The sequence below is a fragment of the Chitiniphilus eburneus genome (assembly GCF_005048205.1).
In the GTDB taxonomy this organism is placed as follows: Bacteria; Pseudomonadota; Gammaproteobacteria; order Burkholderiales; family Chitinibacteraceae; genus Chitiniphilus; species Chitiniphilus eburneus.
Map to the genome: position 1 here is coordinate 17,904 of NZ_SUMF01000033.1, position 20,218 is coordinate 38,121.

Annotated in this window: 22 protein-coding genes; 15 read left to right on the top strand and 7 right to left on the bottom strand. The window is 66.0% G+C overall.

Annotation, left to right across the window (positions count from 1 at the left end):
• Window positions 1–11 precede the first annotated feature (11 nt).
• The gene (locus FAZ21_RS17520) at window positions 12–659 is read right to left on the bottom strand and encodes a TetR/AcrR family transcriptional regulator (RefSeq protein ID WP_136774724.1); all 648 of its coding nucleotides are present in this window, start codon (window positions 657–659) and stop codon (window positions 12–14) included.
• Between the two features lie 361 nt (window positions 660–1,020).
• Window positions 1,021–1,413, bottom strand: coding sequence for a YchJ family protein (locus FAZ21_RS17525; RefSeq protein ID WP_136774725.1), 393 nt, complete (start codon window positions 1,411–1,413; stop codon window positions 1,021–1,023).
• A 55-nt stretch (window positions 1,414–1,468) separates the two neighbouring features.
• On the opposite strand from FAZ21_RS17525, the gene FAZ21_RS17530 reads away from it, so the two are divergent.
• Together FAZ21_RS17530 and FAZ21_RS17535 are read left to right on the top strand one after the other, a co-directional pair.
• The gene (locus FAZ21_RS17530) at window positions 1,469–2,188 is read left to right on the top strand and encodes an HAD family hydrolase (protein WP_169307477.1); all 720 of its coding nucleotides are present in this window, start codon (window positions 1,469–1,471) and stop codon (window positions 2,186–2,188) included.
• A 9-nt stretch (window positions 2,189–2,197) separates the two neighbouring features.
• The gene (locus tag FAZ21_RS17535; RefSeq protein ID WP_136774727.1) at window positions 2,198–2,938 is read left to right on the top strand and encodes a CHAD domain-containing protein; all 741 of its coding nucleotides are present in this window, start codon (window positions 2,198–2,200) and stop codon (window positions 2,936–2,938) included.
• Window positions 2,939–3,035: 97 nt separating this feature from the next.
• On the opposite strand, the gene dut is transcribed toward FAZ21_RS17535, so the two are convergent.
• Both dut and coaBC read right to left on the bottom strand, forming a co-directional pair.
• Window positions 3,036–3,485 (bottom strand): dUTP diphosphatase, encoded by a 450-nt coding sequence (gene dut, locus FAZ21_RS17540; protein ID WP_136774728.1) that lies wholly within the window; start codon window positions 3,483–3,485, stop codon window positions 3,036–3,038.
• A gap of 53 nt (window positions 3,486–3,538) precedes the next feature.
• The gene (gene coaBC, locus FAZ21_RS17545; protein ID WP_136774729.1) at window positions 3,539–4,729 is read right to left on the bottom strand and encodes a bifunctional phosphopantothenoylcysteine decarboxylase/phosphopantothenate--cysteine ligase CoaBC; all 1,191 of its coding nucleotides are present in this window, start codon (window positions 4,727–4,729) and stop codon (window positions 3,539–3,541) included.
• Window positions 4,730–4,779: 50 nt separating this feature from the next.
• Between coaBC and radC the strand changes: the two genes are divergently transcribed.
• From radC to FAZ21_RS17560, 3 genes are all read left to right on the top strand, one after another.
• Entirely contained in the window at window positions 4,780–5,454 is a 675-nt protein-coding gene (radC, locus tag FAZ21_RS17550; protein ID WP_136774730.1) for a RadC family protein, read from the top strand.
• Window positions 5,455–5,524: 70 nt separating this feature from the next.
• Entirely contained in the window at window positions 5,525–6,571 is a 1,047-nt protein-coding gene (locus FAZ21_RS17555) for an SPM autocatalytic domain-containing protein (RefSeq protein ID WP_136774731.1), read from the top strand.
• A 517-nt stretch (window positions 6,572–7,088) separates the two neighbouring features.
• Entirely contained in the window at window positions 7,089–8,282 is a 1,194-nt protein-coding gene (locus tag FAZ21_RS17560; RefSeq protein WP_136774732.1) for a branched-chain amino acid ABC transporter substrate-binding protein, read from the top strand.
• 713 nt (window positions 8,283–8,995) lie between these two features.
• Here the strand turns inward: FAZ21_RS17560 and FAZ21_RS17565 are convergent.
• From FAZ21_RS17565 to FAZ21_RS17575, 3 genes are all read right to left on the bottom strand, one after another.
• Window positions 8,996–9,622 carry a CoA pyrophosphatase gene (locus FAZ21_RS17565; protein WP_136774733.1) on the bottom strand — a complete coding sequence of 209 codons (627 nt, stop codon included), beginning with the start codon at window positions 9,620–9,622 and terminating at the stop codon, window positions 8,996–8,998.
• Window positions 9,619–10,254 carry a trimeric intracellular cation channel family protein gene (locus tag FAZ21_RS17570; RefSeq protein WP_136774734.1) on the bottom strand — a complete coding sequence of 212 codons (636 nt, stop codon included), beginning with the start codon at window positions 10,252–10,254 and terminating at the stop codon, window positions 9,619–9,621. Before FAZ21_RS17570 ends, FAZ21_RS17565 begins: the two co-directional genes overlap by 4 nt.
• 252 nt (window positions 10,255–10,506) lie before the next feature.
• Window positions 10,507–10,878 (bottom strand): Hpt domain-containing protein, encoded by a 372-nt coding sequence (locus tag FAZ21_RS17575; protein WP_169307478.1) that lies wholly within the window; start codon window positions 10,876–10,878, stop codon window positions 10,507–10,509.
• Between the two features lie 127 nt (window positions 10,879–11,005).
• Here FAZ21_RS17575 and metG point away from each other — a divergent pair, with 127 nt between their 5' ends.
• The 10 genes from metG to FAZ21_RS20430 all read left to right on the top strand — a co-directional run bounded on the left by metG (window position 11,006) and on the right by FAZ21_RS20430 (window position 20,205).
• Window positions 11,006–13,060 (top strand): methionine--tRNA ligase, encoded by a 2,055-nt coding sequence (gene metG / locus FAZ21_RS17580; RefSeq protein WP_136774736.1) that lies wholly within the window; start codon window positions 11,006–11,008, stop codon window positions 13,058–13,060.
• A gap of 114 nt (window positions 13,061–13,174) precedes the next feature.
• A complete protein-coding gene (locus tag FAZ21_RS17585) occupies window positions 13,175–13,312 on the top strand; it encodes a DUF3096 domain-containing protein (RefSeq protein ID WP_136774737.1) in 138 nt (45 codons plus the stop codon).
• A 51-nt stretch (window positions 13,313–13,363) separates the two neighbouring features.
• Entirely contained in the window at window positions 13,364–13,852 is a 489-nt protein-coding gene (locus tag FAZ21_RS20650; RefSeq protein WP_211243518.1) for an acylphosphatase, read from the top strand.
• 376 nt (window positions 13,853–14,228) lie between these two features.
• On the top strand, window positions 14,229–15,245 hold the full coding sequence (locus FAZ21_RS17595) for a hypothetical protein (protein WP_136774738.1): 1,017 nt from the start codon (window positions 14,229–14,231) through the stop codon (window positions 15,243–15,245).
• 55 nt (window positions 15,246–15,300) lie between these two features.
• On the top strand, window positions 15,301–15,612 hold the full coding sequence (locus FAZ21_RS17600; protein ID WP_136774739.1) for a (2Fe-2S) ferredoxin domain-containing protein: 312 nt from the start codon (window positions 15,301–15,303) through the stop codon (window positions 15,610–15,612).
• Window positions 15,609–16,460, top strand: coding sequence for a DUF4349 domain-containing protein (locus FAZ21_RS17605; protein WP_136774740.1), 852 nt, complete (start codon window positions 15,609–15,611; stop codon window positions 16,458–16,460). Before FAZ21_RS17600 ends, FAZ21_RS17605 begins: the two co-directional genes overlap by 4 nt.
• On the top strand, window positions 16,457–17,101 hold the full coding sequence (locus tag FAZ21_RS17610) for an alpha/beta hydrolase (protein WP_136774741.1): 645 nt from the start codon (window positions 16,457–16,459) through the stop codon (window positions 17,099–17,101). Before FAZ21_RS17605 ends, FAZ21_RS17610 begins: the two co-directional genes overlap by 4 nt.
• A 309-nt stretch (window positions 17,102–17,410) precedes the next feature.
• Window positions 17,411–18,073 carry an energy-coupling factor ABC transporter permease gene (locus FAZ21_RS17615; RefSeq protein WP_136774742.1) on the top strand — a complete coding sequence of 221 codons (663 nt, stop codon included), beginning with the start codon at window positions 17,411–17,413 and terminating at the stop codon, window positions 18,071–18,073.
• Between the two features lie 362 nt (window positions 18,074–18,435).
• On the top strand, window positions 18,436–19,959 hold the full coding sequence (locus tag FAZ21_RS17620) for a sensor histidine kinase (protein WP_136774743.1): 1,524 nt from the start codon (window positions 18,436–18,438) through the stop codon (window positions 19,957–19,959).
• 93 nt (window positions 19,960–20,052) lie between these two features.
• A complete protein-coding gene (locus FAZ21_RS20430) occupies window positions 20,053–20,205 on the top strand; it encodes a hypothetical protein (protein WP_169307474.1) in 153 nt (50 codons plus the stop codon).
• Window positions 20,206–20,218: the final 13 nt, after the last annotated feature.

The window sequence follows — 20,218 nt, forward strand, 5'->3', positions numbered from 1 at the left end:
TCCTCTTGGTATCAGGTAGCGGCCGGGGCATTCAGCCCGGCCTCGATGAAGGGCAACAGCATGCGGGCGATCAGGATGGGATCGCGCGCGTTGACCAGCGGTTGGTCCATGAACAGGCGCAGCACGTTGTTGCCGGCAAAGGCGTTGAACATGGCGCTGGTCAGGAAATGGAAGCGCCAGTGCACTTCCTGCTCGGACAGGTGCGGCAATGCCCGGCGGTAGGCGGCGATATAGCGGCGCGTGACCTCGCCATAGCGGCGGGGCATGCTTTCCTTGAGGATGGGATGCGGCTCGACGAAGGTGCGGCCCATCAGGCGGACGAACAACAAGCCGCCCAGCGAGGTGTCGCGCCCCAGTTCGGCGGAGCCGGCGACGAAGGCTTCGGTGATTTCGCGCGCGGTGGGAATGGTGTCGCGGCTTTCCAGCTCGCCCAGGCGTTGCAGCGTCAGCCGGGCAAACGGCTCGGCGCGGCGCTCGAACACGGCCTTGAACAGGCCATCCTTGGAGCCGAAGTAGTAATTGACGGCTGCAATGTTCACCCCTGCCGACTGGGTGATCATGCGCATGGAAGTCGCGTCGAAACCATGCTCGACGAACAGCACTTCTGCGGCATCCAGAATGCGCGTGGAGGTCTCCAGCGCCTTGGCGGTTTCGGCCATATCGGTTCTCCGGCGGCATCCGGTGAGCGACTTGCGCTTCCGGAATTATTCACGTAGTGAAACGTGCTTGGTTTCAAACATCTGTTTGAAAAATTAGCGCCCGGACCCCCTGGCTGTCAAGGGTGGTGCACAAAAACATCAGTGAGGGATTTCCCGCACCAGTGCGGGGCGCGGCCGGGCTGGCAAGGTAAAAGTGGGGGCGCTTGCGCCTGGGAAGAGGAAGGGAGAAGGGATGGCGCTTCGCACCTGGGAAGGGAGAAGAGGGAAGAGTAAAAGCAACAGCAACAACAGCTAAGACAAGGCGTGGGTGTTGGGATGGGTGTTGTTGTTGACGTGCCCCTTCCCAGGGTGCGGAGCGCCCTCAGACCTCCAGCTCGCCATCCACGTAATACCAGCGCCCTTCTTCGCGTACGAAGCGACTGGTTTCGGTCAGGCGATGCGCGCGGCCCCCAACCTTGTAGCGCGCGACAAAGGCCACCACGGCGCGCTCGCCTTCGGCTTCGGTGTGGCGGATGGTCAGCCCCAGCCATTTGGCAGGGGTGTCGTTGGCCAGCCCCAGCGCATCCGGGCGGGTGCTGGCATGCCAGGTGGCGAGCAGGTAATCCTCCAGCCCCAGGACATAGGCGGTATAGCGCGAACGCATCAGCGCTTCGGCGTTCGGGGCGGGTTCGCCGGCGTGGTAGCGCCCGCAGCAATCCGCATAGGCATGCGGCAGGCCACAGGAACACGCGGGGGGATTGGGCGATTTGTGCATGGCAGGCGGTAAAGTCGGTCGGGTAGACTTCGATTTTACCCACGCCGCCCGCGCCATGAACGCCAATCCTCCGCGCTACGCCGTCCCCCTGCCCGACCTCGACCTTTCCCCCACGCTGCATGCCGCCATCTTCGACATGGATGGCCTGATGCTGGATACCGAGCGCATCGCGCTGGGCTGCTGGCACGACGCCGCCTGCGCGCTGGGCCTGACGCTGACCCGGGAAGACGCGCTGGGCATGGTCGGCATGCATTCGAGCAAGGCGCCCGCCTATCTTGCCGGGCTGTACGGCCCCGATTTCCCGGTGCGCGCGCTGATCGACGCCACGCACCAGCGCTACCTGGCCGCCATGGAACAACCGATTCCGCTGAAGGCCGGCCTGATCGACCTGCTGGACTGGCTGGCGCGCGAGCAACTGCCGTGCGCGGTGGCCACCTCCACCCGGCGCCGTATCGCTGAGCACCACCTGGACGCGGTCGGCATCCTGCCGCGCTTTCGCCATACCGTCTGCGGCGACGAGATCGAACATCCCAAGCCCGCGCCGGACATCTACCTGAAGGCCGCCGGCCTGCTGGGCGTAGCGCCCGAACACTGCGTGGTGTTCGAGGATTCCAACTTTGGCGTGCAGGCGGCACATGCCGCGGGCTGCCGTGTGATCATGGTGCCGGACATGTTGCCGCCCCGGCCGGAAACGCTGGCGCTGGGCATGCCGGTGGTGAACTCGCTGGCCGAAGCCCACGCGCTGACCAGCACCTGGCTGGCCGCCAGCCGCTAAAGGATCGTCATGCCGACCAAGAAACAGCTTTTCCGCACCCTGTCCGACGCGATGGCCCATATCGAAAGCCAGCGGTTCGACGTGCTGGCGGGGCGCGACGATGCGCTGCACCAGTTGCGCATCGCGCTGCGCGGCTGGCGCACGCTGCTACCGCTGGCCTTGCGCCGGCAGCAGGAGGATCGCGCCATCCTGGCGGCCTGGCGCGAATTCGCCGGCCTGACCGGCCCCGCGCGCGATGCCGAGGTGCTGCTGGCAGTGCTGCCCGCCGATCACCCGCGCCGGGCGGAAGTCCAGGCACGGCGCGACGCAGGCTACGCCGCTGTGGCGCGTGCGCTGGAAAGCGTGGACTGGCCGGTGCGGGTCGCCGCCAGCCGGGCCTGGCTGATGCTGCGCCTGGATCTGCGCAAGCGCGCCGCGTTGCAGGCGCGCATCCGCCATCGCGCCGAACGGCTGGGCCAGCACCTGCGGCAGGATCTGGCCGCCGATCCCGGCCCGGAACACTGGCACCAGGTGCGGATCGACGTAAAGAAGCTGCGCTACCTGATCGACTACGCCGGCAAATGGCTGCCCCGGCGCGTGCGCAAGCTGCGGCCCTTGCTGAAGGAAGCACAGTCCACGCTGGGCGATCTGCACGACCTGGACGTTCGCGGCGCGGACGGCCTGGCGCTGCCCGATGATGCCGCCACGCGCGAGCGGCTGGTGGTCGCGGCAGAGCGCGCGATCGCGCGCTTGCGGCGGCGCATCGACTGAGCGTGGCCGGCCGCGTCATGGAGCGGGCTTGCCGGGATCGGCCAACAAACAAAACAGGGGCGTCGCGACGCCCCTGTTGTTTCCAACGCACCGGCACTCAGCCGCGCCCGGTGCTGCCGAACCCGCCTTCGCCGCGCTCGCTGAGGTCGAATTCATCGACCACGTTCAGGTCCATCCGCACCACCGGCACCACCACCAGTTGCGCAATGCGCTCCAGCGGCTGGATGGTGAAGCTGGTATGGCCCCGGTTCCATACCGAGACGAACACCTGTCCCTGGTAGTCGGAATCGATCAGGCCCACCAGATTGCCCAGCACGATGCCGTGCTTGTGCCCCAGGCCCGAGCGCGGCAGCAGGATCGCGGCCAGCCCGGGGTCGCCCAGGTGGATCGCCATGCCGGACGGCACCAGCGTGGTGGCACCCGGCGCCAGTTCCACCGGTGCGGCGATGCAGGCGCGCAGATCCAGCCCGGCCGCGCCGGTGGTGGCATACGCGGGCAGGTTGGCGCGCAGGCGGTCGTCGAGGATCTTGATGTCGAGGGTGGGCATGGCTGGGTTCACCTGGATGGAAATGGCGCGATTGTAGACGAAAGCCCGGCGAATCAACGCGCTGCGTACAAGCGCGCAAGATGGGCCACCAATTGCCGCGCCACGGCCAGCTTGGGCCCGCGCGGCAGCCGATGCTGGCCGTTGTCATCCAGCAGGATCACCTCGTTGTCGTCCGCACCCATCGCCTGCTGCACCAGATTGGCCACCAGCAGCGGCAACTGCTTGCGATGGCGCTTGGCGTCGGCGTATTCCAGCAGGTTCTCCGATTCGGCGGCAAAGCCCACGCAGAACGGCGGGTTCTCGCCGCACGCCACGCTGGCGAGGATGTCCGGATTGGGCGCCAGTTCCAGCGTCAGGATATGGGCGTCCTTCTTGATCTTGTGTTCGCTCTGGTTGAGCACGTAATAGTCGGCCACCGCCGCCACCGCGATGAAGATATCGGTACCGTTCAGTTCGGCCTGCACCGCGCCCAGCATCTCCTCGGCGGAGCGCACGTCGATGCGGCGACACCCCACCGGCGTCGGCAACAGGGTTTCGCCCGCGATCAGCGTCACGGTCGCGCCCGCCTCCCAGGCGGCGCGCGCCACGGCGAAGCCCATCTTGCCCGAGCTGGTATTGGTGATGCCGCGCACCGCGTCGATGCGCTCGAACGTGGGGCCGGCAGTCAGCAGCACGCGGCGCCCGGCCAGTGACTTGGGCTGAAAGAACGCCTCCAGCCGCTGCATGATTTCCTCCGGCTCCAGCATGCGGCCCTCGCCCACCTCGCCGCAGGCCTGATCGCCGCTGGCCGGGCCCAGCACGGTCACGCCATCGGCACGCAGTTGCGCCACGTTGCGCTGGTTGGGCGCGTTTTCCCACATCTGCCGGTTCATGGCCGGCGCCACCAGCAACGGGCACTCCCGCGCGGCGATCAGGGTGCTGAGCAGATCGTCGCACACGCCATGCGCCACCTTGGCCAGCGCGTCGGCGGTGGCCGGCGCCACCACCACGGCCCGTGCGCCCCGGGTCAGGTTGATATGCGCCATGTTGTTGTCGGGGCGCGCATCCCACTGGTCGGTGAACACCGGGTTGCCGGACAAGGCCTGGAAGGTGACCGGCGTGACGAAGCGCGTCGCGGCTTCGGTCATCACCACGTGGACATCCCACCCCGCCTTGACCATCAGCCGCGTCAGCTCGGCCGCCTTGTAAGCGGCCACGCCCCCGGTAACGCCCAGTACGATGCGTGTTTGCGTATGCACTGACATTTTCTTATAACTCAGAAAAGACATGAATTTCAGAGAGTGTAAATCAAACCATGCCCATTACCGACTGGCCCGACACCGAACGCCCGCGCGAACGCCTGCTGCACCATGGCGCGCACGCGCTTTCCGATGCGGAACTGCTGGCCGTGCTGCTGCGGGTAGGCATCCCCGGTCAGAATGCCGTGGAGCTGGGGCGCATGCTGATCCAGCGGTTCGGCTCGCTCAACGGCGTGTTTTCAGCCCCGCAGCGCGAGTTCGTCGCCATGCCGGGCATGGGGCGGGCCAAGTACCTGCAAATGCAGGCCGTGCTGGAAATCGTGACCCGGATGGCACGGGAGCCGCTGCACAAGACAAATGCCCTCAACTCGCCCCAGGAGGTCCGCAACTACCTGTCTCATTGGCTGCGCCGCTCTGAAATCGAAGTATTCGTCGCACTGTTTCTCGATAACGCCAACCAGGTCATCTCCTCCGAACAACTGGCGCACGGCACCGTCAGCGAAACCCGGGTCTACCCGCGCGAAGTGGCGCGGCGCGCGCTGGCGCACAACGCCAGCGCCGTGATCGTCGCGCATAACCATCCGTCGGGTCGCGCCACGCCGTCGGAGGCCGATATCCGCCTGACCCACCTGCTGCGCACCGCCCTCGAACTCTTGGAAATCAGGTTGTTGGATCATTTCATTGTGGCGGGGCATGAAGTTGCCTCCCTTGCGGAAATGGGAAGAATCTGACAGCGCATGCTCAAGAATGGTGCATTACCGCCGATGGATCGGTACCCCCCTTCCAGCCGGAATCGCCACCATGCGCATCATCAATTCAAAGGTCGATCTGAGCGTCGAGCGCACCGCGTTCAACAAACAGGAAACATCGATATCCATGCGTACCGGCGCCGCGCCAACGCCGCAACCCGCCACCGCCGGGCAGGACAACACCGCCGCCGCCAACACTGCTGCCGCCAACCAGGAAAAGGTGACGCTCTCCTCGCCGCCACCCGCACGCACCCAGGCCGCCAGCGGCCCCTACTCCAGCCGGCTGGACTGGCGCATCGAAATGCTGCGGCGCCTGCTCGAATCGATCACCGGTCGCCCGGTCAAGATTTCCGATTTCGACGGCGTCGCCGCGCAGGCCCAATCGCAGCAGAGCGCAGCGCCCGCCACGCCGCCACAGGGTGGCGGGGGCGTATCGATGGAGTTCCGCCACGTCGCCGAGGAGTTCGAAGCGGCCACCTACCGCGCGGACGGCATCGTCAAGACCTCGGACGGGCGCGAAATCAGCTTCAATGCGGAGCTGGCGCTCAGCCGCAGCTTCCGCGAGGAAACCACCGTCACCATCGGCAACCGCCCCGCCGCCAACCAGCGGATGTGCGACCCCCTGGTCATCAATTTCGACGGCACCTCCGCGCAACTGTCCGCGCAAACCTTCTCCTTCGACCTGGATGGCGACGGGCGCAAGGAAAACATCTCGCAACTGAAGCAAGGCAGCGGCTTCCTGGCGCTCGACAAGGACGGCAATGGCCTGATCGACGACGGCACCGAGCTGTTCGGCACCAAGTCGGGCGACGGCTTTGCCGATCTGGCGATCTACGATAACGACAAGAACGGCTGGATCGACGAAGGCGACGCGATCTGGGCCCAGTTGCGCGTGTGGATCAAGGACGATACCGGCAGCGATCGCCTGCTCAACCTGGCCGAGCTGGGCGTGGGCGCGATCTACCTGGGCAGCGCGCGCGGCGACTTCACCCTGAAGGACGAACAGAACAACACGCTGGGCCAGGTGCGCTCGTCCGGCGTGTGGCTGGCCGAAAATGGTGGCGGCGGCGTGATCCAGCACGTGGACCTGGCGATTTGAGCCCTGCCTGACCGATAACCATTTTCTTGCACACCCACCCGCCCCGGCCTTTGCCGGGGCGGCGTCGTTTCCGGCCGCCCCGCACCAATCCGGTGCTGCGCAATCCTCGCCATTTGCTGCGGCGTTTTAGGAGCCGCTGACAAAACCCAGCGCAGCGGTTCTGGCAAGGCGCGCGAAACGTCCTGAAAGGCAATAAACCGGACTTCCTTCGGTCGCAGACAGTACAAGGCGTACGGCAAGTGAGGCTCGGCGCCCCGCGCGACATCGCCAGAAGGGTTTTGTCAGCGGCTCTAAACAATCTGTTGATTTTTCAACGCCCACAACACCCGAATCCGCACGCCGTCCAGCCAGCTTCAAATGGGTGTTGGATTTGCGCGGCATGCGGGAAAGGCTGTATTTGACAGTGTTTCGTGCGCCTCTCCATTATCCAGTGGTTATCGGATAGCCAGCCCATCGGGCGGGATAAAGCCGGTATTCACCAGATTGCAAACGCATCCAAAGAGATAGGGGAACACTGATGAGCATCGCGCGTTACAGCCTGATCGCGGCCGCCGTCCTGGCGATGGCCGCTTGCGGCAAGCAACAGCCCGCAGCCGAACAGGGCGCCGCCAGCGCGGCCCCCGCCGCGGCCGAATCCAGTGCCGGTGGCGACACCGTGAAGATCGGGCATGCCGCGCCGTTGACCGGCAACATCGCCCACCTCGGCAAGGACAACGAATACGGCGTGAAGCTGGCGATCGACGAGATCAACGCCGCTGGCGGCGCCGATATCGGCGGCAAGAAGGTGAAGTTCGAACTGGTGTCCGAGGATGACCAGGCCGATCCCAAGACCGCCACCACGCTGGCCCAGCGCTTCGTCGACCAGAAGGTCGTCGGCGTGATCGGCCATCTGAACTCCGGCACCACCATCCCGGCCTCCAAGATCTATTCCGACGCCGGCATCCCGCAGATTTCGCCGTCGGCCACCGCCGTTGCCTATACCGCGCAAGGCTTCAAGACCGCGTTCCGCGTGATGGCCAACGATGCGCAGCAAGGCAAGGTGCTGGGCGAATACGCGATCAAGAAGATCGGCGCCAAGAAGATCGCCATCATCGACGACCGCACCGCCTACGGCCAGGGCCTGGCCGATGAATTCGAGAAGGCCGCCAAGGCCAGCGGCGGCGAAATCGTGAAGCGCGAATTCACCACCAACCAGGAAACCGACTTCAACGCCATTCTCACCAACATCAAGGGCGCCAAGCCGGACCTGGTGTTCTACGGCGGGATGGATGCGCAGGCCGCGCCGCTGAAGAAACAGGCCGCCAAGCTGGGCATCACCGCCAAGTTCCTCGGCGGCGACGGCAGCATGACGCCGGAATTCATCAAGCTGGCCGGCGCCGATTCGGAAGGCCAGATCTCATCGATGCCCGGCCAGCCGAAAGAAGAAATGCCCGGTGGCAAGGAGTTCCTGACCAAGTTCAAGGCCACCTACGGCGTGGAAGTACAGCTTTACGCCGCCTATTGCTATGACGCGGCCAAGGTGATGATCGAGGCCATGAAGAAGGCCGGTTCCACCGAGCCCGCCAAGTACCTGCCCGAACTGGCCAAGACCGACTACCAGGGCGTGACCGGCAAGATCAACTTCGACGAGAAGGGCGACCTGAAGAACGGCGCCATCACGCTCTACACCGTGAAGAACGGCAAGTGGAACGTGCTGGAAGTGGTGAACTGACCACTTTCCGCCAGCGACAAGCCAGTTCAGGGCAACCTGATCGGGTTTGAGGCCGCAGCCTGATAAGCGACGGCCGATTGCAAAAAACGGCGCCCTTCGGGGCGCCGTTTTCTATGAACCGGGTTTTGGGTTCTGGCGGTTGATGGCCTGCCGAGTTCAATCCTGATTGATTCCACTCCCCCACCCTCGCCGCAGAGCGCCATCGTGCGCACCCGCAAGGTTGGAAGGCAAAGGGCGGCGAGTCCCCGGCAAAGCCGGGTACATCCCTTCACAGGCGTGCCGGCCATGGCACTCCCTTGTTTGGTTCCACTCCCCCCGCCCTCGCCGCAGAGCGCCATCGTGCGCACCCGAAAGGTTGGAAGGCAAAGGGCGGCGAGTCCCCGGCAAAGCCGGGTACATCCCTTCTCAGGCGTGCCGGCCATGGCACTCCCCTGTTTGGTTCCACTCCCCCCGCCCTCGCCGCAGAGCGCCATCGTGCGCACCCGCAAGGTTGGAAGGCAAAGGGCGGCGAGTCCCCGGCAAAGCCGGGTACATCCCTTCTCAGGCGTGCCGGCCATGGCACTCCCTTGTTTGGTTCCACTCCCCCCGCCCTCGCCGCCGCGAGGGAGCCTCGCTTTGCTCGCGGTGCTTCGTGGCGTGTTCATGGAGGCGATGCTGGGCTGGGTTTAGGGTTTGCTGGCTGCTTCGGGATGCGCCATTTGCCGCCAGCGGGCTCAGGCCAGATCGCGCGGCTGGCCGCTGGCGCCCAGTGCGCTGGCCAGCATCAGCAACATGCCCGCCGTCGCCCCCCACACGGTGTGGCCCTCGCATTCGGTGAAGTACGAGGCACCGCGAATGCCGCGCCGCTCCACCGGCCGCCGCTCGTAGCGCGCGGGCTGCATCAGCGGCGCGAACGGCAACTCGAACGCCGAGGCCACCTCACCGGGATCGGGCCGCAAGGAAAAGCCCGGCTCGACCACGCCGACCACCGGGATCACCCGATAGCCGCTGATGGTGACATAGGCGCCCAGTTGCCCCACCACCGCCACCCGCGCCGGGTCCAGGCCGATTTCCTCCTGCGCTTCGCGCAGCGCGGCGGCGGGTGCGTCTTCGTCCTCATCCTCGATCCGCCCGCCGGGAAAGCTGATCTGCCCCGCATGCTGCGACAGATGCGCGGCGCGCTCGGTCAGGATGATGCCCGCGCCCTCGCTGTGCGCCACCACCGCGATCAGCACCGCGGCCGGCGTGGCGGCGGTGAGGCCGTGCCAGTCCGCTGCGTCGGCGCGCGGCGCGCGGGCCAGGTGCACGGCGAGCCAGTCATGCCAGTCCGCCGCACGTCGCAGGTGGTCGTAATCGTTCATTCGTCGAACCGGGGCAGTTTGAAATCACGCGTGTGCGCCACCAGCCGCAAGGCCAGGCAGCCGCCGAACAGCAACCACAGCGACCACGGGTTCATCAGGTTCAGGCTGGCCAGCACATAGGCGAGGATGGCCGTGAGGATCGCCACCGTGCCGTAGAAATCCTCATGCAGGATGAACGGCACATCGTTCACCATCATGTCCCGCACCAGCCCGCCGCCAACGGCGGTGACGAAGGCCAGGATGCAGACACCGAACAGGTTGAGCTTCAACTCCAGCCCCACCTGCGCGCCGGCGATGCTGAAGGCCACCAGCCCGATGGAGTCGGCCACGATGAACAGCTTGTAGAGCAGGCCCTTGTTGCGCTGGTGCAGCTTGAGCGCCCAGGAGATGAACAGCGCGCCGAAGATGCTGTACAGCGGCGCCGCATCCAGGAATACGCGCGGCACGCGGTTGACCAGCACGTCGCGGATCATGCCGCCGCCGATGGCGGTCAGCAGTGCCAGGATCAGTACCCCCAGCAGATCGAAGCGCTTGCGCGCGCCGATCAGGTAGCCGGAAAACGCGAATGCCGCGGTGCCGATATGGGAAAACCAGTCGAAATCCAGGGGCCTGACCAAATCCAGAGGCTGCATGATGGGCGGGTCGAAAGCGAAACCGACATTCTAGGGCGAATCGACATTCAAACGTGGGATGCGTTGGCCCGGAGGGAAGGACGAAGGCCGGGCGCATCGCGGCGTTGTGCCTCGCTCGTGGGGATCACCCCACTTCGCTTGGTACGCCTTGCCCTGCATCCCGGCCTTCGTCCTTCGCTCCCATGTTTGAATGTCGATTCACCCTAAAGGAACGCCGCCGCCGGCCGTGACCGCCGGGATGGCGGCCGTGCTTCAATGCGCGCGCAACCCGGACAACAGGCCGAGCGACAACTGCCGAACCTCGCCGAACGACGATTCCGCATGCCCCATCAGGCCCTGCCGCCCGGCCAGCTCGATCTCGCGGCAACCGCTCGCCAGCCGCTCCGCGCCCAATTGCAGGGCGGCGCCCTTGAGCTTGTGCGAGAGATTGATCACCTGATCCGCATCCCCGGCCTCCAGCGCCGGTGGCAGCGTCCGCAGCGTTTCCTGCAACAACGGCAGAAAGGCCATTACCAGCTCTGTGCGCAGGTCCATGCCGACCTGGACATGCAGTTGCGCCAGCATGGCATCCACACTGGCAACTTCCTGCGCGATCACCTGGGCGTCGATGGGTTGGGGCGGCATGGGGGCTCCGTCAGAATTCGGCTTGCTGATCGGCTCACTATAGCGTTGTAAGAAATCGCCCGTCACGGACGAGGCGACAGGCTGCGGTATAATCGCCCGATTCGTCGCCGAACGCCCGGAAACCCGCATGCAACGCAAGATTCTCGTCACCTCCGCCCTGCCTTACGCTAACGGCGCCATTCATCTTGGCCACCTGGTCGAATACATCCAGACCGACATCTGGGTACGCTTCATGAAGTTGCGCGGCCACACCTGCCACTATGTCTGTGCCGACGACACCCACGGCACCCCGGTCATGCTGCGTGCGGAGAAGGAAGGCATCACCCCCGAGGCGTTGATCGAGCGCGTCCACGGCGAGCACCTGCGCGATTTCACCGGCTTCCTGGTCGATTTCGACAACTACTACAGCACCAACAGCGAGGAAAACCGCCAGTACTCGTACCGCGTGTACCAGGCACTGCGCGATAACGGCAAGATCGCCAGCCGCACCATCAGCCAGTTGTACGACCCGGTGAAGAATATGTTCCTGCCGGATCGCTTCGTGAAGGGCGAATGCCCGAAGTGCGGCGCCAAGGATCAGTACGGCGACAACTGTGAAGTCTGCGGCACCACCTACAGCCCCACCGACCTGAAGAACCCGTACTCGGTGGTTTCCGGCGCGGCGCCGGTACTGCGCGATTCCGAACACTTCTTCTTCAAGCTGGGCGAGTGCGAGGCCTTTCTGCGCGACTGGACCCGTGGCAGCGAAACCGTCGGCGGCGCCGAACGCCCGCGCCTGCAGGAAGGCGCGGCCAACAAGATGCAGGAATGGTTCGAAGCCGGCCTGAACGACTGGGACATCAGCCGCGATGCGCCCTACTTCGGCTTCGAGATCCCGGATGCGCCGGGCAAGTATTTCTATGTGTGGCTGGATGCGCCGGTCGGCTACATGGCCAGCCACCGCAACCTGTGCGACCGCCTGGGCCTGGACTTCGACGAATACTGGGCCAAGGATTCCACCGCCGAGCTGTATCACTTCATCGGCAAGGACATCCTGTACTTCCACGCACTGTTCTGGCCCGCGATGCTGGAATACAGCGGCTTTCGCACGCCCACCGGCATCAACGCGCACGGCTTCCTCACCGTGGACGGCGCCAAGATGAGCAAGAGCCGCGGCACCTTCATCACCGCCGAATCGTACCTGCGCCACCTCAACCCGGAATGGCTGCGCTACTACTTCGCCGCCAAGCTGGGCAGCGCCATCGAGGACATCGACCTCAACCTGGACGATTTCGTCGCCCGGGTAAACAGCGACCTGATCGGCAAGTACGTCAACATCGCCAGCCGCGCCGCCGGCTTCATCACCAAGCGCTTTGGCGGGCAACTGGCGGGCGAGCTGGGCGATGCGCCGGTCATCGCGCGCCTGCAAGCCGCCGCCGCGCCGATCGCAGAGTGGTTCGAGGCGCGCGAATATGGCCGTGCGCTGCGCGAGATCATGCTGCTCACCGACGAAGTGAACCAGTTCGTCGATGCCAACAAGCCGTGGGAAATGGCCAAGCAGGAAGGCCGCGATGCCGAGCTGCAACGCGTGTGCTCGATCCTGATCAACGCCTTCCGCCTGCTCACCATCTACCTCAAGCCGGTCTTGCCCAGGCTGGCCGCCGACGTGGAAGCGTTCCTGCAAGTGGCGCCGCTGTGCTGGGCCGACGCGCAGACCCTGCTGCTGGGTCATGGCATCGCGCCGTACCAGCACCTGATGACCCGCATCGACCCCAAGTCGGTGGAAGCCATGGTCGAGGAGAACAAGCAGTCGCTGGCGCCCCCGCCGGCCCCTGCCGAAGCCGCCGCGCAGCCGGCGTACGACATCCCGCCGGTGGCCGAAACCATCAGCATCGACGACTTCATGAAGATCGACCTGCGCGTGGCGAAGATCGTCGAGGCCAAGGCCGTGGAAGGGGCCGACAAGCTGGTGTCGCTGACGCTGGATATCGGCAACGAAACGCGCCATGTGTTCGCCGGTATCAAGTCCGCCTACGCACCCGAGGCGCTGGTCGGCCGGATGACAGTGATGGTGGCCAACCTCGCACCACGCAAGATGAAGTTCGGCCTGAGCGAAGGCATGGTCCTGGCGGCGGGCGGCGACGGCGGGCTGTACATCCTCAGCCCCGATTCGGGCGCCCAGCCGGGCATGCGCGTGAAATAGCCACGCCGCCGACACCCCCACCCGAAAATGCGACGCCACGGCGTCGCATTTTTTACGTCGGCGCCGAACGGCACGCTGCTAGGCTGCAATCACCTACTCATGCTGGAGACCGCCATGCAGCTCAATCTCACCGTTGGTCCCTTCGTCTCGCTGATCGCGGGCATCCTGATCCTGGTCATGCCGCGCTTGCTCAACTACATCATTGCCCTCTATCTCATCATTATCGGCCTCGTCGGCCTGTTCGGGCATTGATCGCCCCGAACACCCACGATCCGGCCCCTCCCGCGCTCGAAGGAACCGCCCATGGCCCGCTTTGACACCCACACCCTGTCGGAACCGCTGCGCCTGTTCCTGGCGGCGGCATTCAACCGGCAACACAAATCGCCCTGGGCGGACAACGTCGCGGATCGTCACGCCGAACATGGGCGGGTCGGCCACGCGCTGCGGCTGGCCGGCACCCCTCAGGACGGGTTCGCGCACGCGGCGGACCCACATCGCGGCAACGAGGAACAGGACATGATCGCCAGGAAGCTACGCATACACGGCCGGGTGCAGGGAGTGGGCTTTCGCTACTCTGCCTGGCTGGAAGCCAAACGGCTGCAAGTCGCCGGCTGGGTGCGCAACCGGCGGGACGGCAGCGTCGAACTCTACCTGCTGGGCGAGGCCGACGCGGTGGCGCAACTGGAGGACTGGGCGCATCGCGGCCCGAATGCGGCCTACGTGGAAAACGTGGAGGCCGAGGACAGCGACATCGAGGATTGCGCCGGCTTCGCGGAACGCCCCACTGTTTGAATGGCCGCCCTACCCCTGGGCAGCCGCGCGGACGACAGACAAAAAAAACCCGGAACGCGTCCGGGTTTCAAACAACATCTACAAAGGAGAAACTATCAAGACGCACCTTGCTGCATCCCAACAGAGCTTTCAATTTAACGGATTTGGGGCGGGATGGTCAATCAATTCAAGGGATTGCGGGCCGAACGGCGATTATTGCAACCAAATGTGACACTTTGTGCCCAATTTTAGAACGGCGTCATACGCGCTGCGGCGCCGCCCCGGACGCCACCGCGTATAATTGCTTTTTTTGTCTGGCCCTCCTCTTCGCATGTACCTGCCCGACCCCCGCCTTTACCCCCGAGTGAATCCGCAAAACCCGGTGATCCGGGCCCTGATGTCCTACCTGACCGAAGCCGATGCCACCGCCGCCGGACACAAGCGCGACGTGCTGGCGCAATTGATGGGCGAGCTGCTCGCCGCCCACGATCATTACGCCCTGAACGGCGCGCTGACCCAGGCCCCCTCGCAGGATGCCTACAAGGTGCTGTGGCAGATCCTGCGTGAACAGGTCGAAGCGCCCCCCGCCGGTGCCGCGCACTGGCAGATTCCGTTTGCGCTGCCGATCGTGCTGGTGGCCGGCGCGCGTGGCCAGCACACCCTGCCGGGCCGCATCGACGGCGATGCGCTGCTCGCGCTGCTGCGGCAACACGGCGTGATCGCCGCCGATGCCGACTGCCGGCTCTCCGGCGCACTGGTCCACCCCGGCGACCTGGCCGCGGTCAACCCGGCCACCCTGGCCGACTGGCGCGAGCCGGGCCAGGCCGATGCGATGGGCAGCGCGGTGCGCGAAGCGCCGGTTTCGTTCAAGGACGAAGGCGTGTTCCTGCGTTACCTGGTCGGCAGCGTCACCCAGCATCGCGACGCACCGCCCGCCATCCGCCTGGGCGGACAGGTCGGCGCCTGGGGCATGCCGCTGGCCCAGGCCATCGGCGATGCGCTCCAGGTGGATGGCCTGACCCTGTTCGCCATCCCGCGCGTGCCGCAGACCTGGCTGGCCGCGCAGGACAGCGCCCGTGTCACGCAACTGGAAACCCGCCTGCAAGTGGCCGCCAGCAATGCCCTGCGCAGCATACGCGGCAAAGGGCGCACCCCGGTGGCCACCATCGCCGCGCACGAAGGCGGCGAGGTCCGCATCACCTTTTCCAGCCAGGAAGAGGCCGACCGCTGGGAAGGCTTCGTCTGGCCGCTGGCGCCGCTGGATACCGCCGAGCAAGTCCGCGACTTTGCCGAGGGGCTGTTCCGCGAATGCCAGGTGGACGATATCCGCGTGATCGATACCGTGCAGCCCGACAAGGAAGGCGAACTGCCCTTCTTCGTGACGGCGCATTTCCCGCCCAGGCAGCAACACTGAAAGCTGGCGCCGTGTTCGCGCGGCAAGCATTGAACAGCGAAAGAGGAAACGAACGATGAGCTACTACCGCCACCATGTGTTCTTCTGTCTGAACGAGCGCCCCGAGGGCGAGCGCCAGAGCTGCAACCGTTGCGGGGCCAGCGACATGCAGGGCTACGCCAAGGACCGGATCAAGCAGCTCAAGCTGGCGGGCCCCGGCAAGGTGCGCATCAACAAGGCCGGCTGCCTGGATCGCTGCGAGGAAGGCCCGGTGCTGGTGATCTACCCGGAAGAAACCTGGTACACCTACGTGGATCGAGCCGATATCGACGAAATCATCGACGAGCACCTGGTGCATGGCCGGGTGGTGGAGCGGCTGAAGCTATGAAACGCGCACTCGCCCTGTTGCTGATCGCGGCAGCCCTGGCCGCCTGCGGCAAGAAAGAGGAAATGGCGGGGGAAGCGGCGGTCGAATCCTACGGCGGCGCGGCCACCGCCGCCGCGCCGGCTGCCGAGGCGGGCGATGCCGCGCAGCAGGTCAGCCCCAAACGCCATATCGCGGTGAGCCATGCCCTGACGGTGGAAACCGCGCCCGACCACCTGGACGCCGCCTGGCAAGCCGCACAGCAACGCTGCGTGGAACCGCAATGCGAGCTGCTCTCCGCCACCTTGCAACGTGCCAGCGACTACACGCCGGGCGTGGCCCAGCTCTCGCTGCGCATTGCGCCGGGCGCGGTGGCCGGCTATCTGGCCGGCTTGGGCCGGGAAGGCCGCGTCGTCGCCCAATCGACCGAACGCGAGGACAAGACCGACGAGGTGATCGATACCGAGGCGCGCCTGAAGAACCTGGCGCAGTTGCGCGACAACCTGCGGCAGATGCTCGACAGCCGCAACGCCAAGCTGGAAGAACTGCTGGCGGTGCAGAAGGAACTCGCCGCCGCGCAGGCCCAGCTCGACGCCGCGGCCGGACTGCGGCTGGCGCTGGCGAACCAGACCGAAAAGGTCAAGGTGGACGTGGAACTGCGCGCCGCGCGTTCCGTCGCCGAGCGCAGCATCCTCACCCCGCTGCTGGACGCCTGGCACGACATCGGGCACGACTTCATCCGCAGCGTGGCTGCGCTGCTCACCGTCGCCGCCGTGCTGCTGCCGTGGCTGCTGGTGCTGTGGCTGCCCGTCCGCTGGTGGCTCAAGCGCCGCCGCCGCCGTCTGCAACTTCGCGCGCCCGACCCGTCATGACCCCACCCCGCAAAGCCCCCACCTTCCAGCCGTTCGACATCGCCGGCCCGGCCGGCCGGCTGGAATGCCTGAAGCTGGAATCCGCCCTCGACGACACGCGCGGCATCGTGCTGGTGGCGCACCCCAACCCCACCGAGGGCGGCACCTTCACCAACAAGATCGTCCATACGCTGGCCAAGACGCTCAGCCGGCTGGGCTATGTGGCCTATTGCCCCAACCTGCGTGGCGTCGGCAACTCCGCGGGCACGCACAGCCGGGGCGAACACGAGCCGGACGACATGGCCACCGTGCTGGCGCACGCTCGCACCGAATACCCCGGCGTCACGCATGTGGTGCTCGCCGGCTTCTCGTTCGGCACGCTGGTGCAAAGCCGCTTGCGCCAGCGCCTGGGCGACGATGAGATCGCCGGCATGATCCTGATCGGCCCAGCGGTCAGCCGCTACGACTTCCCCACCGTACCCGCCGATACGCTGGTGATCCACGGCGAGCAGGATGAAGTCATCAGCCTGGCCGCCGTGCTGGACTGGGCCCGCCCCCAGCAACTGCCCATCGTGGTGGTGCCCGGCGTGGGCCATTTCTTCCACGGCCGCCTCACCCAACTGGGGCAACTGGTCGAACGGGAATGGCGCACGCGCCTCTAGGGTGAATCGACCTTCAAACATGGGATGCGTTGGTCCGTGGGCCGGATGGCTGCGCGAAGCGCGGCGCCGCAGAGAGCCTTCCTCTCTGCAAGCCGTGCGACAAAGCAGACACTGGCCCACGGACCAACCCGAAGGGAAGGAGGAAGGCCGGGCGCATCGCGGCGTTGTGCCTCGCTCGTGGGGATCACCCCACTTCGCTCGGCACGCCTTGCCCTGCATCCGGCCTTCCTCCTTCGCACCCATGTTTGAAGGTCGATTCACCCTAACCGCCGATGGCGCGGGTGGCGCGCCGGGAACACCGGGTCGCCCATGAACCTGATCGCCGCGCATTTTCCCGATTCCTGGCTGTTCGGCGGCTGGCTGGCGACACTCTGGTGCCTGCTGCACTCGGCGCGCCGCGTGCCCTGGCTATCGTTGCAGCAGGCCGAACTCACCGCGTGGTTCGGCGCCACCGTGGTCGTGCTGCTGCTGTGGCAGTTCAAGGCGCAACTGGAACCGGGCATCGCCTTCCACCTGGTGGGCGCCACCGCGCTGACCCTGATCGCCGGCCCGGACCGGGCGCGCCTGGGGCTGGCGGCGGCGCTGGTGGGCGACACGCTCCAGGGCGGCAATCAATGGGGTAGCCTGGGCCTGTCGTGGCTGGTGGTGGCAGGCCTGCCCACCCTGCTGACCGCCGCCCTGCTGCGGCTGGCGCAACGGCGATTGCCGGCCAACTACTTCGTCTACATCTTCCTCAACTGCTTTGCGGCCGGGGCATTGTCGATGTGGGCGGTCGGCCTCGCCGGCTGCCTGCTGCTGGCGCTGGCGGGGGCTTACCCGCCCGCCTTCCTGTTCGAGGAACAACTGCCCTATTACTTCCTGATGGGCTGGCCCGAGGCGTTTCTCACCGGCATCCACCTCACCCTGCTGGTCGTCTACCGCCCGCAATGGGTGCACACCTTCGACGACCGCTTCTACCTCTGGCGCAAATAGGCCGTCGCGGCATCAAAAGCCCGCCATACGGCGGTTTCCGGAGTGCCGGGGCGCTGGTCTACAGTGACTAGGGCGTGTCAACCAATGTATCGCGGCAGCGCTGGGCCGAAAAAGCACCAGGCATCAGGCGCACGACACAGGCAATAACCGGTTATTGGCAAGGAGTGCAACGCGGTGGATGGTGTTTTTTCGGCCCAGCCCCATGGGTTCGGCGCATTTCGGGCGCCACACGGCGTCGCCGGCCGCTTGCGGTATCCATACCGCCGCGCGTCCAGCTCCTTGCACGGCATCCCGAACTGCACCGAACGCTGTCGCGAACCATTTGATGACTCACCCTAGCATCGACCACCACGCAGACGCCCATGCATAGCATCCGTTTCCGCCTCAACTTCCTGCTGATCGTCACCGTCACGCTCGCCCTGATGATCTCGGGCGCGTACAACTACTACACCGGCGAAAGGCGGCTGACCGAAGGCATCCAGGAGCAGGAAAACGCCATGCGGGCACGGCTGGCCACGGTGCTGCCCGGCCTGATCTGGAATTTCGACGAGAGCCAGGTGATCAGCGCGCTGGAAGCGGAAATGCGCTGGCCCGACCTGGCCTACCTGAGCGTGTTCGATCCCCCGCAGCTTGCAATCGCGCGCGGCCGCCAGAACAACAAGGTGGTGGTGGCGTCGAGCAAGCCGCCACCGGGCGCTTCGTCGATGGACATCACCTACGAAGGGCGCCACGTCGGCACGCTGTACTACCAGACCTCATCGGAGCGCATCGACGAACGCCTGCGCGGCGTGATCCACCGCCGGCTCGTGGAAATCCTGCTGGTGGACGCCATCATCATCGCGGTGCTGGCCCTGGGGTTCTCCGTCGTCGCGCTGCGCCCCCTGGCGCGGTTGCAGCGCGTCCTGGATCGCATGGCCCAGCAGCACGATTTCTCGCTGCTCGAACTACAGGACCTGGGCAAGCGCCGTGACGAACTGGCCCACATCGGCAACAGCGTGGTGCGGATCGCCATGCGGCTGATGGACGAACTGGAAGACCGCAAGCTGGCGGAGGTGACGATCCGCGACGCCAAGCGCGACGTGGAAGACGCCTATCGCCAGCTCAAGGCCACGCAGGCCAGCCTGGTCCAGTCCGAGAAAATGGCATCGCTGGGCAGCCTGGTGGCGGGCGTCGCGCATGAGGTGAACACCCCCGTTGGCGTGATCCTGACCAGCGCCTCGGTGCTGTCGGAGGAAACCGCCGCCTTTCGCGAGCGCGTCCAGGCCGGCCAGGTGAAGAAATCCGACCTGCAAGGCTATTGCGACACCGCGGGCGAGTCCGCCGCGCTGATCCTCAACAACGCCCAGCGCGCGGCGTCGCTGATCCAGAGCTTCAAGCAGGTGGCGGTGGACCAGACCTCCGAAGCCCGCCGCACGTTCGAACTGCGGCAATACCTGTCCGAGATCCTCACCAGCCTGACGCCAGCGCTGCATCGCCGGCCGATCGAGATCAAGCTGGACTGCCCGCGCGCGATCGAGCTGGACGGCTTTCCCGGCGCGCTGTCGCAGATCGTGACCAACCTGCTCACCAACGCGCTGACACATGCCTTCGACGATGACGAAGCCGGCGTGATCGGCCTTAGCGCCACCGGCGAGGGCAATACCGTCACCCTCACCTTCAGCGATAACGGCCGGGGCATTCCGCAGCAACACCTGGCGCGCGTGTTCGACCCCTTCTTCACCACCCGGCGCGGCCAGGGCGGCAGCGGGCTGGGGCTGCACCTCGTCTACAACCTCGTCACGCAGACACTGGGTGGCGAGATCGTGGTACAGAGCGAAATCGGCCAGGGCACCACGTTCTACATCCTGCTGCCGCGCGTGGCGCCGCAGCGCGGCAGCCCACCGTAACGCCGGGGCGCCGGCGACGGGAACAAACCGTTGCACTGCGTTCCCGCCATCGCAGTAAGCTGCGCGCTTCCCCGCCCCGGATCGTCCACCGCCATGCCACGCCTGCCCCTGCTCGTCGCTCTGCTGTCGCTTCTGGCCGGTTGCGCCACGCCACCGCCCGGCGATGCCCCGGCCCCGCAGCCCACGGCCGCTGTCGGCGGTGGCTGGACGCCCGTGGTGGTACCGGTGTTGTGGCAACCCGTCTAGGCGTGGCCCGCAC